This is a genomic window from SAR324 cluster bacterium (assembly GCA_029245725.1).
Classification (GTDB): Bacteria; SAR324; SAR324; order SAR324; family NAC60-12; genus JCVI-SCAAA005.
In genome coordinates this window covers 1-17675 of the sequence record JAQWOT010000332.1, presented here as the reverse complement: position 1 = coordinate 17675, position 17675 = coordinate 1, and the positions used below count along the sequence as shown (strand labels likewise).

General features: G+C 46.9%; 17 protein-coding genes. 10 read left to right on the top strand and 7 right to left on the bottom strand.

From position 1 onward, the window contains the following. Positions 1 to 88: 88 nt before the first annotated feature. The 4 genes from ggt to P8O70_17875 form a co-directional block, all read right to left on the bottom strand. Positions 89 to 1675 carry a gamma-glutamyltransferase gene (gene ggt / locus P8O70_17890; GenBank protein ID MDG2198709.1) on the bottom strand — a complete coding sequence of 529 codons (1587 nt, stop codon included), beginning with the start codon at positions 1673 to 1675 and terminating at the stop codon, positions 89 to 91. A 64-nt stretch (positions 1676 to 1739) separates the two neighbouring features. Continuing rightward, a complete protein-coding gene (locus P8O70_17885; protein MDG2198708.1) occupies positions 1740 to 2186 on the bottom strand; it encodes a hypothetical protein in 447 nt (148 codons plus the stop codon). Positions 2187 to 2393: 207 nt separating this feature from the next. After that, on the bottom strand, positions 2394 to 3575 hold the full coding sequence (locus P8O70_17880; GenBank protein ID MDG2198707.1) for an acyl-CoA dehydrogenase family protein: 1182 nt from the start codon (positions 3573 to 3575) through the stop codon (positions 2394 to 2396). Between the two features lie 77 nt (positions 3576 to 3652). Further along, on the bottom strand, positions 3653 to 4066 hold the full coding sequence (locus tag P8O70_17875; protein ID MDG2198706.1) for a hemerythrin family protein: 414 nt from the start codon (positions 4064 to 4066) through the stop codon (positions 3653 to 3655). A 374-nt stretch (positions 4067 to 4440) separates the two neighbouring features. Here P8O70_17875 and P8O70_17870 point away from each other — a divergent pair, with 374 nt between their 5' ends. From P8O70_17870 to P8O70_17845, 6 genes are all read left to right on the top strand, one after another. Then, positions 4441 to 5412 carry a tripartite tricarboxylate transporter substrate binding protein gene (locus P8O70_17870; protein MDG2198705.1) on the top strand — a complete coding sequence of 324 codons (972 nt, stop codon included), beginning with the start codon at positions 4441 to 4443 and terminating at the stop codon, positions 5410 to 5412. Positions 5413 to 5475: 63 nt separating this feature from the next. Then, a complete protein-coding gene (locus P8O70_17865) occupies positions 5476 to 5943 on the top strand; it encodes a tripartite tricarboxylate transporter TctB family protein (GenBank protein ID MDG2198704.1) in 468 nt (155 codons plus the stop codon). Between the two features lie 9 nt (positions 5944 to 5952). Next, entirely contained in the window at positions 5953 to 7449 is a 1497-nt protein-coding gene (locus tag P8O70_17860; GenBank protein MDG2198703.1) for a tripartite tricarboxylate transporter permease, read from the top strand. 139 nt (positions 7450 to 7588) lie between these two features. Beyond that, complete coding sequence (locus P8O70_17855) at positions 7589 to 8809, top strand: hypothetical protein (GenBank protein ID MDG2198702.1); 1221 nt, start codon at positions 7589 to 7591, stop codon at positions 8807 to 8809. Between the two features lie 26 nt (positions 8810 to 8835). After that, a complete protein-coding gene (locus P8O70_17850; protein MDG2198701.1) occupies positions 8836 to 10395 on the top strand; it encodes a sulfatase-like hydrolase/transferase in 1560 nt (519 codons plus the stop codon). 8 nt (positions 10396 to 10403) lie between these two features. Continuing rightward, complete coding sequence (locus tag P8O70_17845; protein MDG2198700.1) at positions 10404 to 11102, top strand: FadR/GntR family transcriptional regulator; 699 nt, start codon at positions 10404 to 10406, stop codon at positions 11100 to 11102. A 32-nt stretch (positions 11103 to 11134) separates the two neighbouring features. Here P8O70_17845 and P8O70_17840 read toward each other — a convergent pair whose 3' ends face one another. Beyond that, on the bottom strand, positions 11135 to 12598 hold the full coding sequence (locus P8O70_17840) for a sulfatase-like hydrolase/transferase (protein ID MDG2198699.1): 1464 nt from the start codon (positions 12596 to 12598) through the stop codon (positions 11135 to 11137). Between the two features lie 49 nt (positions 12599 to 12647). Between P8O70_17840 and P8O70_17835 the strand changes: the two genes are divergently transcribed. After that, on the top strand, positions 12648 to 13748 hold the full coding sequence (locus P8O70_17835; GenBank protein MDG2198698.1) for a mandelate racemase/muconate lactonizing enzyme family protein: 1101 nt from the start codon (positions 12648 to 12650) through the stop codon (positions 13746 to 13748). 15 nt (positions 13749 to 13763) lie between these two features. Here P8O70_17835 and P8O70_17830 read toward each other — a convergent pair whose 3' ends face one another. Next, positions 13764 to 14942, bottom strand: coding sequence for an enolase C-terminal domain-like protein (locus tag P8O70_17830; protein ID MDG2198697.1), 1179 nt, complete (start codon positions 14940 to 14942; stop codon positions 13764 to 13766). 170 nt (positions 14943 to 15112) lie between these two features. Between P8O70_17830 and P8O70_17825 the strand changes: the two genes are divergently transcribed. The 3 genes from P8O70_17825 (at position 15113) to P8O70_17815 (ending at position 17340) form a co-directional block, all read left to right on the top strand. Then, positions 15113 to 15520, top strand: coding sequence for a pentapeptide repeat-containing protein (locus P8O70_17825; protein ID MDG2198696.1), 408 nt, complete (start codon positions 15113 to 15115; stop codon positions 15518 to 15520). A gap of 66 nt (positions 15521 to 15586) precedes the next feature. Further along, positions 15587 to 16684 carry a Gfo/Idh/MocA family oxidoreductase gene (locus tag P8O70_17820; GenBank protein ID MDG2198695.1) on the top strand — a complete coding sequence of 366 codons (1098 nt, stop codon included), beginning with the start codon at positions 15587 to 15589 and terminating at the stop codon, positions 16682 to 16684. A gap of 8 nt (positions 16685 to 16692) precedes the next feature. After that, complete coding sequence (locus tag P8O70_17815) at positions 16693 to 17340, top strand: ThuA domain-containing protein (GenBank protein MDG2198694.1); 648 nt, start codon at positions 16693 to 16695, stop codon at positions 17338 to 17340. A 21-nt stretch (positions 17341 to 17361) separates the two neighbouring features. Here P8O70_17815 and P8O70_17810 read toward each other — a convergent pair. Then, positions 17362 to 17675, bottom strand: a 314-nt coding sequence (locus P8O70_17810; protein ID MDG2198693.1) for a sugar phosphate isomerase/epimerase, incomplete at its 5' end; no start/stop codon positions are given.

Below are 17675 nucleotides of genomic sequence, written 5' to 3'. Positions count from 1 at the left end.
ATGCTTAATTTGAAATCATTTAAGAACACTAATTGTAGTTCAACTTAAACATATAAAAATATTGTTAATTTATACATTTTTCGATTTTCTAGAAGCCAACGACCTGCCCTTCCTTACGGGGCTCTGAGGCACCGCAATAGCCATCTTTCATCCGATAGATTAATTGGGCTCCACCAAAGAAAGGTTGTCGAGGTTTACGATGTAGTTGATGACCACGGGCTTCGAGTTGTCTCAGTACATCTGCTGGAAAGTCTTCTTCAATTGCAACATTTTGTCCCTCTAGCACCTGCCATCGAGGACCGTCAGCGGCGGCTTGTGGATTCTGACCATAAGCGAACATTCGCAACATAAGTTGTACGTGTCCTTGAGCCTGCATGGGTCCAGCCATCATCCCAAAGCTCATTACTGGGTGACCCTCCTTCATCAAAAACGCTGGAATGATCGTATGGAATGGTCGCTTACCACTACCCACCTGATTCGGGTGGCCCTCCTTCAGATTAAAACCGACTGCCCGGTTCTGCAGACTGATCCCTGTTCCTGGCACCACAATTCCTGAACCAAAGCCCATGTAGTTCGACTGAATGTAGGAGACCATCATTCCGTTTTGATCGGCGGCAGTCAGGTACACCGTACCGCTTGGTTTGGGAACCCCATGGCCCATCTCCTGAGCTTTACTCAAATCGATGAGTTGTGAGCGTTTCTTGAGATAATCCTCATTCAACAAATTCTCAGCAGTCACTTCCATAGATGAGGGATCAGCAAAATAGCGATAAGTGTCCGCCAAAGCTAGTTTCATCGCTTCAATTTGGATGTGCAGACTATCAGCTGAATCAACAGGCCAATTTTTGATGGGCAGATATCTCAGAATGCCCAGGGCAATTAAGGCAGCCAGGCCCTGACCATTAGGGGGGATTTCATGAAGTTCATGACCCATGAATTCCTGAGAGACCGTACCCACCCAGTCACATTGATGTTGGTCTAAATCTGTAAGAGTCATTGCACCTCCATGCCTTGTTGAGTCAGCAATGATCTGCTCAGCCAAAACACCTCGATAGAATGCTTCACCCTTAGTTTCTGCAATCAATTTCAGTGTTTTGGCTTGATCCGGGTTTTGAAACCTTTCTCCTGTTTGAAGAGCTCTTCCCTGGGGCAGGAAAACTCTACGAAATTCCTCAAACTTGCTGAGAGTCTCGACGGATTCTTCCCACATTTCTGACGAGACAGGACCAACTTGGAACCCAGATTCAGCATAACGGATCGCAGGTTTGAATAATTTTTCAAAGGGTAGATGGCCAAATCGCTTGGATAGCGCCACCCAGGCTGAGACACATCCAGGCACTGTGATTGCCTCCCAACCCCGCTGAGGCATTTCCTCAAGGCCCGAAAAGCGCTCGGGCGTCCATGCAGCTGGTGAACGTCCTGAAGCATTCAACCCATGTAGTTGTTGACCATCCCAGAGAATACAGAAAGCGTCAGAGCCAATGCCATTCATCACCGGTTCGACTACCGTCAGGGTGATGGCAGTCGCCAGCGCTGCATCTACTGCATTGCCTCCATCCTGAAGCATCCGCAAACCGGCCTGAGCTGCTAGTGGTTGCGAGGTCGCCACCATGTTTTCTGCAAAAATTGGCATTCTGCGAGACGCGTAGGGCATCGCCCAAGAAAAGTTCTCCATGTGGCTCCTCTAAAATTAAACCTCTATCTGGACTGGAATCTAACTGAGATGACTTGGGTAGTGATCAAATATCCTCGGGAGAAGACTCAGCTTGTTGTCGTCGAGTCTGGGCATCCAGTGAGTGCCGAACCGAGCCAATGAGGTGCAAATTACTCTTCACCAGTTCAGCATTCAGTTCCAGCAAATTCTTGATCTGCTCTTTCAATTCCTTGATCTCCTCAGTCAGACGGGCATTTAGTTGTCTCTCAGTCCAAGCCACTTCAATCAATTGCTCCAAGCGAGCATCCGCTTCTTTGGGCAGTTTTGAGATCCGTGACTTTTCCTGTGTTTTTCTTTTCCTAATAGTTGTCTGATAGAGTTCAAATAATTTTTCATAATCATCTTTTTTCAGAAATCGCTGATTCCCTTCTCGGGTTGATTCAATTCCGTGAAGATTCATCAATTTATAGAGTGTATTTCTGGCACATCCAATCTTTTTTAGTGCTTCTATGACCGGTATTCTCGTTTCCATAAATTCTCCTGGAAGACAGTTGAAATCAGAATTTACAATTTCATATCATATATCATGATAGTTATCAAATTATGTTTATAACAACTTAATTTAAATTCATGAAAATTGAATACAGATAACTGGTCAACTGTCTCAGATGGGAAGAAGTGGATAGATAAGAAATAATGCCCACAGGATTTATCGTGGACGGACTGCTATGAGGATTTTTTAGTTGGCGAGATGATTACCAAGAATTGCGTCCACACCTTTCTTCATGAGACCTCTGGAGACAACCATTCGGTGAATTTCCGAGGTACCATCGTAGATACGAAGTACCCGACAGTCGCGATAAATCCTCTCCAAGGGGAAGTCTTTGCAGTATCCCATGGCGCCAAAAAGTTGGACAGCTCGATCCGCAATTTTACCGAGTGTCTCTGCAGAGTTGATTTTCACCATTGAGATTTTTTCACGAGGATCCAGACCACGATCAATCTCGGAAGCAGCATCTAAAACCAAAAGATGAGCACAATTTAATTCGATCAGGCTATCAGCAAGCATTTGCTGAATCATTTGAAACTCTCCAATCGGCTTGCCAAACTGCTCACGATGATTGGCTCTTTCCGTCATCATTTTCAAGACTCGGCGACCCATCCCAATGGCTCTTGCACCGATGTGAAAAAGGCGGATTCGTCCGATTGTTGAGAGCAGGAGGCTTAGGCCTCTTCCCCTCTCTCCGAGCAAATGTTCAGGACCCAGTTTGACGTTATCAAACTTGATCTCAGCATGCGTGGAGCCTCTTAGGCCCATCATCGGCATGTCACGAACGACCTCCACTCCTGGCATGGATCTATCCACCAAAAACAACGAAATTCCCCGAGAACCTTCCACATACTCTGAACGAGCTGAGACAACATAGAAGTCGGAGAACATACCATCCCCTACGGGGCACTTGTGAGCGTTGAGAATCCAACCATCTCCATCCGACCTAGCTGTCGCAGTTATTCCTGCAGAGTCCGATCCAGCATCAGGCTCCGTCATCGCGATTGAACAGGTTCTTTCTCCTTTCACACAAGGTAGCAACCATTGCTGGCGCTGGGCCTCATTACAAGCTAACAGGACTTCGTAAACATTCCCAAAGGCACGGCGAACCAGTGGATCTGTGGTCTGCCCCATCTCTTGCTCCAGATAAACCATCTGGACTGCGTTGAAGCCTCCTCCTCCATATTCTGCGGAAATATTCATGCCATAAAAGCCCTGAGTTCTGGATTTTTCAAAAATCTCACTCGCCAGGTTAGCATCCAATTCACCTTTCGCCTCTACCTTTTCTTCCAGAGGATGCAGCTCCGTTCTGACAAAATGACGAAGTTTCAGAACTTGGGCATCTGTTTTTTCATCCAATGTAAAATCCATTCTCTTCTCTCTATAGTCGTTGGCCAAATTTCTCCGTGCTTTTCGGAAGAGTCACAGTTGCTTAGCAATAAAATTTGTTACTCCGCTTCTTCATGCCAGCGGATGAATTCTGTGGCTGGAATATCAAAATCTCGCACATGGTGTTCGAACCAAGCCATGTAGTCATATTCCAGAAAGTTCCAAAGTTGCAGTAAATCACGCTCCACCTCCCAGTTTTTTTTGACTTCTTTGATCGCTTTAAGGGTCTCTGAGTGGGCCTCTACATGCTTTTTAAAGGCGGGATACATTACTCTCTTTATGCAGGCTTCTTCTTCATTGAAATGATCTAAGACCTGCCTCTCCAAGCGCTGTATCCAATCATCAATTTGCTCGTCATCACTGTTGGGGAGAACTTTCATGAACTCATTCAACAAGTTGATTTCTTCACGATGAAGATCATCGATCACTTCAAGCTGAGTTGATGAGTATTGTTTGGGTTTTGAACTAAGCATCAATCTTCTCTAAGGAAATGCTGCTGGAAAGTAACTCACCAAAAGAAAACTCAGTTGAGTCGAATAATCAACCCAGAGTTCCATTCCAAGGCTAGCTTTTCTAGAAATTTAGCTGACACAAGCTAGAGTCAATCCATGATCCAAATCTTTAGTTGGGTTCTCATTCTGAAAATAAGTCCAAGATTACTGTCAAACGTAATTTATGGTTGCTTTTCGTATCAGCCTCTACTAAAACTACCTGCGGTTGGACCAAATTAAGAATATTTCTTCACGGCCCAACCAATTTACTTCAGCCCGGTTTTTGGAGATGGGAGAGTTCTTCCATCAGGATTCAAGGTCCGGATGATTGCTAATCCTATGATGGGAGACCAAGCATGTCCCGCATTCTGATCTCACTTTTTGTTGGCTTGAGCCTTTTGACCTCACCTGTTTGGGGGGCTTGGCCAGAGAAACCAATCAAGGTCATTGTTCCATTCAAGGCAGGTGGAACCTCTGACCAGACCGCAAGAGTTTTTCAAGCTGCTATCAAGGAGAACAACCTTCTTTCCCAGCCTGTCACGATTGTCAACGTAGGTGGACATTACTCGATTGGCTCTCGGCAAGTGATGGAAGCCAGCCCAGACGGCCATACCTTTCTCTTGATTCACATTGCTTTGATGGGGGGAGAAGGTAGTGGTGCTTTGAACTTCGGCTGGAGAGACTTTGAACCTGTTGCTGCAACTGGTGAGTTCTGTGTGCTGCCGATGGTCCGCAAAGACTCAGGAATCAACTCTGTTCAGGAACTTCTCAGCGAAGCCAAAACAAATCCAGATTCATTAATCTTCGGAGCCAACCTCGGCGCAATCAATCATCTCGCAGGAGTCATGCTTCAGGAATTGGTGCCAGGTGCGAAGTTCCGCTTCGTACAAATTGGTGGAGGAACAGCAAACTACACCGCTCTAACTGGGGCTCAGACCAACGCGACAGTCCTCTCTGGAGCTGAGGTCGTTAAATTCACCAGAATGCCAGACGGTTCAGAAAACTCTGAAGCTCAGATCAAGCCATTGGCTTACACTGGGGCTGCTCGCTTCGGTCAGTTGTCAGACCTACCTACCATGAAAGAGTTGGGTTATGACATGGAATTCTGCATCAAGTCATGGTGGTTTGCACCTAAGGGAACTCCTAAGGCAGCAATCGAAGGCTTTGCAAATGCTCTTGAGGCTTCTACCTCAACTGACCGGTATCAAAAATTCCTGGAAAGTAAAGGGTTTGCCAATCTGTTTTTGGGCGGCAACGATCTTCAGCAAGATCTTCAGAATACGTGGACCGCAATTGAGCCAGTAGCCAAACTAGCTTCAAAAAAATAAGTGCTACTCACCACTCTTATGACTTTGGAGTGGTGAGTTTCATGAAGATTTAGAGATACCGATATGAATCTCCTTCAGCGGTTTGAGGTTTGGGTTTCGTTGCTGGTAATCCTGATCTGCTTGGTTTTCCTTTGGGAATCGTGGGATCTACCGCCAGGCTCTTTCGAGCCTTTGGGCTCAGGGCCTGTACCTCAAGCGACTGCATTTATAGTGATTTTTTGTGCTGGGTTGGTGATCTTTAAAGCCCTGAGAAAGCCAGTTCAGCTTTCAGAAGACGAAGAGGCTAAAGAACGACCTTCAATCAGTGCTGGTCTTATTATTTCGTTCGCAACTGTTATTTACACTCTGATGCTTCACTTTAGGCTGATGCCTTTCGCTTGGATGACAACCCTCTTTCTAATCATTACGATTTGGAGTCTTGAAAAATTTGAGAAAAAAAAAATCCTTCCTGCACTAATCACAGCCATCGTGATTGGCTTTGCTAGCGAATACCTCTTCACAGAGGTTTTCATCGTCGACCTACCAACCTGACAAGTCGCAATGGATATTGAACTATTATTTGCGGCAGCCGGCCAGATCTTAAATCCTTGGCCTTTTTTCTTACTCTTCATTGGAACCTCACTGGGCATCTTGGTTGGAGCTATCCCTGGGATGACCGGTGCGATGCTGATTGCGCTGACCCTACCTTTGACTTTCTACATGGATCCCTTCAACGCCATAGTACTGCTTGTAGCGATGTATGTGGGAGCAATCAGTGGAGGATTAATTACGGCAACACTCCTCAGAATGCCAGGAACCCCAGCTGCCGTTATGACGACGTTTGATGGCTACCCAATGGCCAGAAGTGGCAAACCAGGACGTGCATTAGGATTAGGCATTACAGCCTCTTTCATTGGTGGATTGATCGCGTGGATCACCCTAGCTACTATCACCAAGCCTCTCTCAATTTTTGCCACCAAGTTTGGTCCTTTCGAATATTTTACTCTGATCATGATGGCAATGGTCCTGATTGCCTCAGTCAGTGAGGGCTCTTTGGCTAAGGGTTTGATTTCAGGGTTGCTTGGAATGCTGATTTCAATGCCAGGGGTGGATCCGGCAACAGGAATGCCTCGTCTAACCTTCGATTGGTACATGTTGAATGGGGGCCTGAAGCTCCTGCCTGTTTTGATCGGGGTCTTTGCCGTGAGCCAGATCATCAAGGATGCCCTCGACATTGGCCAAGTGCCTGAGCGGATAGCGATGAGCAGCAAGGGCATGCTGATGAGTGCCAAAGATTTCATGGCACAGGGGGTCAACCTGATTCGCTCTTCCTTGATTGGCACTTGGGTTGGAATTCTCCCAGGAATTGGGGCTTCCATTGGTTCTGTGATTGCCTACACTGCAGCCAAGAACATGTCCAAAACTCCAGAAAAATTTGGGACAGGGTCTGAAGAAGGAATCGTGGCTTCGGAGGCAGCGAATAATGCAACAGTAGGTGGAGCCCTGATCCCCTTGATCGCCATGGGCATTCCAGGAAGTGTCATTGATGCTATCCTAATTGGCGCCCTGATGATTCATTCGATTCAACCTGGACCAACTCTGTTTCTGACAAATGCAGATATTGTTTGGGGAATGATTGCGGCCTGCCTCCTGGCAAATGTATTGATGTGGCTACTGATGACAAGTTCTGTCAAGTACATTGCTGGATTGATGTATTTGCCCAGAAGCTTCGTTCTTCCCATCGTCATGGTATTTTGCGTGATCGGTTCTTTTGCCCTGAACAACACCATGTTTGATGTCTGGGTGATGCTGATCTTTGGAGTGATGGGCTTTCTGATGGAATGTGCCAAGATTCCTTTGGGTCCCTTTGTAATCGGGTTTGTCCTCGCACCACTTGCGGAAGAAAAGCTCCGTAGTGGCTTGATGATGACTGCAGGTGATTTCAGCCCGATTTTTACTCGTCCACTTCCACTTTTCTTCACCATTTTAGCAGTGATCCTTCTCCTTTGGCCGATTGTCGGTGATTGGATGCGAAAGCGCAGGGCATCACAAAAATAATTCTTCAGCGGGAGTAGAAATCTCATAAAAAATGACAGCTACCCAATTTCAGTCTCCATCTTTCCCTGCAATCAGATTTCCTCACTTGGCTGAGGTTAAATTGCCACCACTTCATAGAGTGAGGATCAGACATCCCAAAGTGCCTACCCTTCAGAATCTTGAGAAAAGGGTCGCAGATGCTCTTGAAAGCTGTCATCACCTCCAGCAAATCCCAAGAGGATCTGAAGTTGCCATTGCTGTCGGGAGTAGGGGAATCGCCCAGATTGATACCATCAGCAGAACTGTGGTAAGTCAGCTAAAGGAATGGAACCTCAAACCGTTCATTGTCCCAGCTATGGGGAGTCATGGAGGAGGTACTGACGAAGGGCAACAGGAAGTACTGAAAAAGTTGGGAATTGATGAAGAGAGCATGGGGTGCGAAATCCGCTCTTCTTTGAAAACAGTGGACTACGGGTCGATCTGTAAGGGAATCCATTGTCACTTCGATGCCAACGCAGCTGGATCTGCGGGGATAGTACTTATCAACCGAATTAAAGCCCACACGAGCTTTCCCAGAGAAATTGAAAGTGGGTTGATTAAGCTGATTGCAGTGGGTCTAGGGAAAGCCGAAGGGGCTCGCTCCGTTCACAGAATTGGCCCCAAAGGATTACAGGAGATCTTACCAAAGCTTGCTATGAAAGCGATTAAGTCTGCTCCGATCAAGGCAGGCATAGCTCTCATTGAAAATGCCAATCGAGAAATTTGTCATATTGAACCTGTGGAGCCTGAGGCCCTCTTTGAAACAGAGAAAAGACTTCTGCGCAAGGCCAAAAGCCTTATGCCCAGTTTACCTTTTGATCAGCTGGATGCCCTAATTGTCGAGGAGTTTGGCAAGGAGATTTCTGGAGCTGGGCTCGATCCACACATTTCAGGTAGAACAGATATTCGAGGTGTGGAAAATCCCTCCACACCCTTCATCCACAAAATTGCTGCTTTGAGAATGACAGCAGCCACCAATCGAAATGGGATGGGCACTGGCATGGTAGACTTCTTGCCGCAGCCAACAGCCAACAAACTTGATCTACATTCGATGTATATGAATGCAGTTTCATCCACTGTGCTGGAAAAAGCCTTCTTGCCCATCGTCCTTGCAAATGATCAGGAAGTCATTCGAGCTCTAGTCACCACTTGTTGGCAGCCAAAACTGAACTCGATTCGACTGGCCCAGATTCGCTCAACACTCCACCTCAACGAAATGCTGCTGACCAGACCTCTCTTTCAGGAAGCCCAATCAAAAGGTGCAATTGCTTCCTTTGACAAACAGATAGAATCTTTCAAATTTGACCCATCCGGCCAACTCCTGACAAAAGTTCAGTGCTAACAATTCACCACTCTTCCTAGGCAGTTATGAGCAGACCAAACATTTTGATCATCACCACCGATCAGCATCGCGGTGATTGTTATGGATTTGAGGGACGTAAAGTCAAAACACCCCATATCGATCAATTAGCCGCAGAGGGGACACGATTTCAACACTGCATCACCCCAAGTGCGATGTGTCAGCCAGCTCGTGCAAGTATGCTAACGGGCCTCTACCCACTCACCCATGGAGTGGTGGATAATGGGATCGATCTTCCTACTGAGACTGGAGATAAGGGCTTTGCTGGTCAGCTTGGTCGAAACGGCTACCACACTGCATTTATTGGGAAAGCTCATTTCTCTTCTTACAACACTTTTTCCCCAACAGGTACTCCAGAGTGCCATCAAAGCTCTCCAAACTTCTCAGATGATTGGAATGGGCCCTACATGGGATTTGAAGAAGCCCAGTTGCTGGTGTTAGGTCATGAATTAAAAGAGATGGCCAGTGCCCCCAAAGGTCTACACTACGAACGCTGGCTACGGAGAGATGGCCAGGATCAGAAAAAACTGGATCTCTATGGAACCAAGCTTCCACCTGACGTTGGTGCCATCCAGACCTGGAACTCAGCAATGCCTGTCGCCTGGCATCATTCAAGTTGGATCGGAGACCGAGTTATCGATTATCTGGGCCGACATGATGAGCAAAAGCCTTTCTGTCTCTGGGCTTCTTTCTCAGACCCGCACATGCCCTTTGACTGTCCAGAGCCTTGGTCCCGACTTCACCATCCTGAAGAAGTGGATTTGCCGCCGTTCCGAAAGAGGGAACTGCACAAACGTCCCTGGTGGCACCAAGCCTATGTGGAAGATCGCTCCGTCGATCCAGAATTGGATGTGGCCATCTATGATCACGAGCAATCCCTCCATCGTTTGCCGAAGCGCAATGGTCGAGCTAGAAACTACAAAGATACAGAATTTCAACTCAGACATACGATTGCCAACTACTACGGTATGATTTCATTGATTGATCACAACGTGGGCCGGATTCTCAATGCACTGGATGAGCAGGGATTAGCAGAGAACACCGTAGTACTGTTTACCTCAGACCATGGGGATTGGCTGGGTGATCATGGGATGATGCTGAAGGGCCCGATGTTCTATGAAGGACTACTTAGAGTAGCTATGATCCTTAGGGGACCAGGAATTCCTGAAGGGCAGATTTCACAAGAACCTGTTTCAAATACTGACATCGCTGCTTCTGCCTTGGATTGGGCTGGTGTCAGTCCTGAGCAAGCTCCTCACGGCCAAAGCCTGAAAGCATTGATTGATCAACCTTCAGCAACTCGAGATTTTGCCTTCGGGGAATGGGATCTCAATCCACAAAATTGGGGGTTGGACCTTAAATTGCGGGTTGTGCGAACAACTCGTCACAAGATGACCATGGAAATGAACTCAGGTGCTGGGGAACTCTATGACCTGCAAGAAGATCCTTATGAAACCACCAACTTGTTTGAACAAGAGAGCAAGTTGAAAAAAGAATTTGAGGATATGATTCGCTCCAGACCGAATGATCAAATCCGTGAAGCATTGGTACCTTCCGGACTGCATTGATGGGTTGAATGCAGATACCCAAGTCTCTACCCAACCGACGCTACAACCAGATCACTCGACAGCTGATTGAGTCCATCCAGGTTGGGGAGTATCCTGTCGGTGACAAGCTGCCTCCTGAGAGGGAACTGGCTGAAAAGTTGAACGTCAGTCGGACAACTCTGCGTGAGGCTTTTATTGCTTTGGAGTTGATGCGGTATGTGGACATCCGCATTGGTTCAGGGATTTATGTGTTGCCGGAAGCAGCGCGTGAGGTCGAGAATAGTCCGAAGTTACAGCATGATCCAGGTCCTTCAGATCAACTCGAAATCCGCCGATTGATCGAGGGGCATTTGGCATACAAAGCTGCGCTCAATGCAGAGGAAAAGGACATTCAGAAATTGCAAGAATTGCTTGAGCTGATGGATCAACACAAGAGGGATGCTGCCAGGTTTGAGAAATTTGATCAGCAGTTCCATCTAGCCATTGCCAAAGCTTCTGGAAATGTCTTGGGACCCAATTTGGTTAAATGGATTTGGAACTTGAGAGAAGCAGAAATGTTCTTCAGTTGGTTTTCAAAAACGCGATCTGAGAGTTACCGCCAAAGAACCGTTCGTGATCATGAAAGGATCCTAAAAGGCATTTCGATGCGTATGCCTGATGTGGCCATGACAGCCATGCAGCAGCATATTGATGTCATTCGCGAAAGGTTCTTTGATCAAAACATTTGATTTTCCAATTATCAGTGTCACTCAATCATTGGCTACATCGGGCCAATGCATTCTGGGCCCAGATCAATGGCTTGCATTGAGGCGTCAAAACTTTTGATGATCATTTGTTGTTTAATTTCTGAATGATCTTGGTCGTCCCAAAGGTTATCAAACTCACCAGGATCCTGAACCAAATCATAGAGTTCTCCAAGACTGATTCCATGATACATCACTAGCTTGTAGCGTTCATCCCTGAGCATGGTTGCCCGCGAATGGTAGGGTTGATTGAGGGCGTCAAAGAACTCGCTGCGAATATGGGGCTTGTGAAAATCTGGTTTTGCCGAACCTGAGATGATTGGCCAGAGAGATTTCCCCTGCATGTAGTTGGGCTGTTCGATCCCACACACCTCCAGTAAGGTCGGTGTGATGTCAATTAGTTCCACCAGCGCATCACTTTGCAGATTGCTCTTTACTTGCCCTGGCCATGAAAAAATCAATGGAACGCGTACCAGCCCATCAAAGAATCGGCACCCCTTTTCAATCAGCCCATGGTCTCCAAGAGATTCTCCATGATCTGTGGCGTAGATGATCAGTGTATTTTCCAGTTGATTCGTTGATTCAAGGTAATCTACTAAACGACCGAATTGGTCATCGATCAATTTAATCATTGCATAATAAGCAGCCTTGAGGGTCCAAGCGTCCTTGGCTCCAGGTGAAGGTTCTGCTCCCCGAACGCTGTCTGTGGTTGGCGTTCTTGGTAAGATTGGATCACAAATATCCAGATCCTCTGGGCGTCGAACCTTCGATTGGAAGTCGATGGGCTCCAAAATCTTCTGCTGGACTAGATCTGACTCACGAAAGAGGGGATCGGGCATCTTCTTAGGATCAAAGAGATCACGATACTGCTGAGGTGGGTTGAAGGGAGGATGAGGATCATAGACATTGATGCTCAGAAACCAAGGCCCTTGACGCTTCTCCTGAATAAAATCAATGGCTCGGTCGGTTCCCCAGGTGGTTTGGTGAAACTCCGGTGAAATTCCCTGAATATCCTTCACCAACTCTTTTAGTACTCCCCCTTTTTGGTGGACCCAATCGGCATAGTCATGACCTCCTTGCCAGTCATCACGAGGTGCATGACTCCACTTGAAGAAACGGTATCCGTCATCAACTCTCGGCTCCACACGTTGGAAAGAACTAGCCAAGTGTAGTTTACCCACTAGCCCACAGTCATAGCCATGATCACTAAGAACTTTTGATATAAGTGGGTATTGAGCTGCGTAGGTAAAATTGCCATTACGCGGGGCTCGTATCGCATTTGGATAACAACCCGTTAGGAAGCTTGCACGGCTGGGAGTGCAGATAGGGGACTGGCAATAGTTCTTTGTGAAAGCTGTACCCCGTTGAACCAAGCGATCAATATTTGGTGTGATTACATGAGGATTGTTCAAGGCACCAATGGTGTCGTAGCGTTGCTGATCTGTGCAGTACCAGAGGATATTTGGTAAATCTTTTTTCATTTCAATCTCTTGCTGGGATTTTGGAAAAACCGAATTATAGACGGATAAGATGAAAATACAACGAGTTGTGACGAAACATCTGGCTTTCGAACTGGATGACCGCTTTTGGAATTCTCAGCAACGCTGGGCAAAGAAAGACATTGTCCTGGTTTTTATCGAAACGGATAATGGACTCGTTGGAGTTGGAGAAGGCTGGACTCCTGGGGCATCGCCAAAGGCTTTGATGCTAACCATTGAAGAGGATATTGGCCCAAGATTGATTGGACAAGACCCTCGCTACCACACAAAAATCTTTGCAGAGGTTTGGGAGACGACCGCCTTGAATGCACGAAGAGGAATTCTCTCAATCGCTCTCAGTGCTGTTGATCTCGCTCTGTGGGATTTAGTTGGAAAAGCCTTGCAGGCTCCAGTTTACCAACTCCTGGGAGCCTTCACAGATCAGGTTCCTTGCTATGCCAGTGCTGGTTTGTACGGGAAAGGCAAGGATGAAACTGCCCTTGCTGAAGAGATGCAAGGCTACCTGGTGCAGGGATTCAGTGATGTGAAGATGAAGGTTGGTGGAGTTTCTTTGGAAGAAGACGTCAAGCGTGTCAAGGCAGCCAGGGATGCTATTGGACCAAATGCACGTCTGATGGTCGATGCCAACTACACCCTGAATGTTCCAAAATCACTGCAGATGGCGCAGGCTTTTGAGCCTTATGCAATTTACTGGCTGGAAGCCCCTGTTTCACCGGATGATGTTAGTGGCCAAGCAAAGGTCAATGCTCTCAGCCCAATTCCTGTCTGTGGGAACGAGACTGAGACGGGTATTGACCGATTTCGTGAGTTGATCACTCATCGAGCAGTCGAGTTTGTACAATTTGACATCGCAGCCTGTGGAGGCATCTCCGAGGGACGCAGGATCGCAGACCTTGCTGCAGCTTTTCATCTTCCTTGCACTCTTCACGCTTCTTCAACTGGAATTCTTCTCGCAGCAAGTCTGCACCTGGCAGCAAGTCTGCCTAATCTCGACTCAGTGGAATACCACATGTTTCACCAGTGGCTTTTCGACAAATGTCCGCCAAACTCCTTCAAGCCTGAGGCAGGTGGACTCGTTCGTCCACCAGACGGACCAGGATTTGGCCTGGAGATTCATTATGATGATCTATAAGCTGCAATCTCTCACTCACTTGACAACAACCCGGTCTATTTTTGTTTTTTCAATCAGATCCCAGTCATAGTCCACCCCCAAACCTGGAGACTGAGACACCCCCACCATTCCATCGGAATTGATACAGTCTAACTGATCGGAATAGCCATCTAGATAAATTGGGAGTTGCCAAGGGTTTGGGGCAGCAGGATGGACCAGATTGACTTCATAGTAGTTGCTGCGGGAAAGAGCCGCCATCAGTTGGCGCATTGCAGGACCACAAGAATGCACCTCCACATCAATTCCCATTGCTTCGGCTGCAATCGCAGCTTTGTAGCAACCTGTGATGCCTCCATCATAGTCAGGATCAACCCGACCAAAATCCGTCGCACCGGAGATCATCAAATCTGTATGTGTCTCTACAGTGCGGACATGCTCACCAATCATGATCGGGGTTTGAACTTTTTCCTTGAGAAGCTTGTGACCCGAAAAGCTTAGACCTCCATCTGCGAAAGGATCTTCGTACCAGAGTAGGTTGTACTCATCACAAACTCGGCCTAGCCGAATCGCATCGGTGAGGGTTTTTAGATGGCAAGCAGCATCATACATCACTTCCATTTTTCCACCAACTCGCTCGGCAACAGCTCGAATCATCATCGACTCTCTTTTCAGATCTCCTTCTTTCCAGCCGTGCATCTTGAAGCCCTGATAGCCAAGTTCCAAACAGCTTTCTGCAAAATCAGCATAGGCTTCGGGGTGGCTCAAGCCCCCTTGCTGTTCATCTCCAGGAATCGTGCTCGCATACGCAGGTAATTGCCAACGATGACCTCCCAGTATTTGGGCAATCGAGAGACCACAACATTTGCCAGCCAGATCCCAAAGTGCAATGTCCAGAGCCCCAATACCAGCTTCGCCAACGTGTTTGGTGAGTCTCCGCATCGTTTGATAGTGTCTCTCCCGCTCCAATACTGGTTTGTTGAGGAGAGCGTGAGCCAAGGCAACTCCTGCAGACATCAACACTGTGGCGCGCGACCTTGGAGGGACATACTCTCCAACTACACCCTCATCCGTGAAAATTCGGACACCAAACCGTTTTTGAGGAGTACCGACTCCAGGTTCGTACCAAACTCCAAATCCCGAAGGATCTGCTGCGATATTGGGGATGCTGACCTCAAAGAGTGTAAATTCGATTTCTTTAATTCTAGGACTTTGCATAAGATGGGTTTGCTGAATGAGAAAAAATGATGTGTTGTGAATGACTTGACTACCTGTTGATAGCAGACTAGGTATCCGAACTCTTTCTGTGAGCCACAATTGCAACATGCATATCGTCCTCCCTTTTCACTGATTAAATCTATCGTCTAAAATTCTTAATTGAGATAGTTATGAATCAAGAAGATTTACAGAAACTTAAAGACACCAACAGCTGTCCCACAGGAGATTTTGAAGGGGCTGATCTATCCGGAATGGATTTGCGGCGTGCGAATCTGAGTGGAGCAGCTTTGAAAAAAGCCAATCTGAGCAATGCGGACCTAACAGAAGCCAATCTCAGTGTGGCAGACTTAACAGGGGCTAAATTAGATAGCGCAAAGATCCGTCAAGCGAACCTTGAGGGTGCTTTGCTGGTGAGCTCAGACTTGCGGCGCGCCAATCTCGGCAGTGCCAACCTGATGTTCGCTGATCTCAGTAAAGCAGATTTATACAAGGCCAACTTAACCAACGCTTCCATTTCAGAGGCAAAATTTTGTAGTACGACTTTACCTGATGGAAAGATTAGCAACCGAGATTGCTGATTATTTTTCTCCCTGATGATTTGAACACTTTCTAACCCTTGACCAGTATACTTTCTGGAAAAAATCATGACCCCAGTCAAGGTTGGTATCATTGGATGTGGCAATATATTTGATGCTTATCTAAACGCCTCCAAAAATTTCCCGATCTTGAACATTGCCTATTGTGCTGACCTGAAAAATGAACGAGCACATGCAAAGGCGGATCAATGGGGATTGCAAGTTCAATCGATTGATTCCCTCCTCCAAGATCAATCTATTGAGATTATCCTGAATTTGACGACTCCCGATTCTCATATCTCAGTTGCCAAACAAGTTCTAGAGAGCGGTAAGCACGTTTATACTGAAAAACCCCTTGGTTTGAATGTCAACGAAGGAATTGAATTGCTTGCTCTCGCAAAAGATCGAGGATTACGAGTTGGTTCTGCTCCAGATACTTTTCTTGGCGGTTCGCATCAGAAAACACGACAATTGCTGGATTCTGGGAAGATTGGTGATCCCTTGGCCTGCACCGCTTTTATGATGGTTCCTGGTCATGAATTGTGGCATCCGGATCCTGACTTTTACTATCTCTCTGGAGGAGGCCCTATGCTGGACATGGGGCCTTACTACCTAACGGCTTTCGTCAATCTCTTGGGTCCAGTTGCCCGGGTCACAGGCTTTGGGAAAGCGTTTCGTACCTCCAGAACAATTGCCTCTGGAGCCAGAGCCGGTCAGACAGTGCCTGTCAAGACGCCTACTCATCTGAGTGGTGTTGCTGAATTTGTAAATGGGGCCCTGCTGACAATCACGATGAGTTTTGATGTATGGCAGCATACTCACCTGCCAATGGAACTCTATGGAACAAAAGGTTCGATGTTGATCCCAGATCCCAATCGGTTTGATGGTGAGGTCAAGTCGAGTGAAGTCAAAGCAGACTGGAACTCTGCTACGATTGAGTTCCCCTATGCTGATGATAACTATCGAAGTATTGGTTTAGCTGACCTTGCCCAAGCGATCAGGACAGAGAGGCCACATCGAGCTAATGGCCAGTTGGGTTTACATGTGCTTGAGATCATGACAGGCTTTCTCAAAGCCGCTGAAACTGGCACCAGCATAAGCATGCAGACAACCTGTGAACGGCCTGCATTAATGAAGACTAATTTACCCTTTGGACAACTTGACTAAGAGGACAGATGGCACAGAAAAAAGCGTTGATTGCTTGGGGAGGATGGGAAGGGCATACACCCCAAGAGAGCACAGAAATCACAAAAGAGATTCTTGAAAATAACCACTTTGCTGTTGATGTGGTTGAGGGGACTGAAGCCTTTCGGGATCCAGATTTGTCTCGCTACAACCTGATTGTCCCTGTGATTACAATGTCAACCATTGAAAAAGCAGAAGTTGAAAATCTTTGCAAGACTATTGAAAAGGGTACTGGATTGGCTGGCTTCCATGGTTGCATGTGTGACTCCTTCCGCAACAGTGTTGATTATCAATTCATGACTGGCGGCCAGTGGGTTGCTCATCCAGGCAATATTATTGATTTTTCAGTGGAAATCCTCCCTAACGAAGATCCAATCACAGAAGGTATTCAAGATTTCCCTTACAAATCCGAGCAGTACTTCATGCATGTGGACCCATCGAATGAAGTACTTGCTACAACCACCTTCACGGGTGAGCATTGTTCCTGGGTCAAAGGTGTGAAAATGCCGGTGGTATGGAAAAGAGTGCATGGAGTAGGACGAGTCTTCTACAGTGCCTTGGGCCATGTTGCAGAGGAATTTAAAGTCCAAGAGATGGCAACTATTTTTGAACGGGGAATGCTGTGGGCAGCACGCTAGATGTTCACTGACTGAAGATCACTATTGATTCAGAGCTTCTGTTTTCTGCATCAGGAAATCGAAGCTCATCTTGATTGATTCAAAAGGATCTCTGGTGCTGGTGTCTTGCTCCACAATAAACCATTCACAGCCAGCCTCATCAGCCTCACGAATGATGGCATCCCAGTTCAAACTCCCTGATCCAACTTCACCAAAGAGAATCTCTCTTTCTAAAGTGACCACATAATCTTTGAGATGAAGTAAAGGCAGGCGCCTCTTCATTTTGCGACACCATTCGACTGGATCTTCTCCTCCTTTTTGAACCCAGAAAGTATCAAGCTCTGCTTGGAGGAACT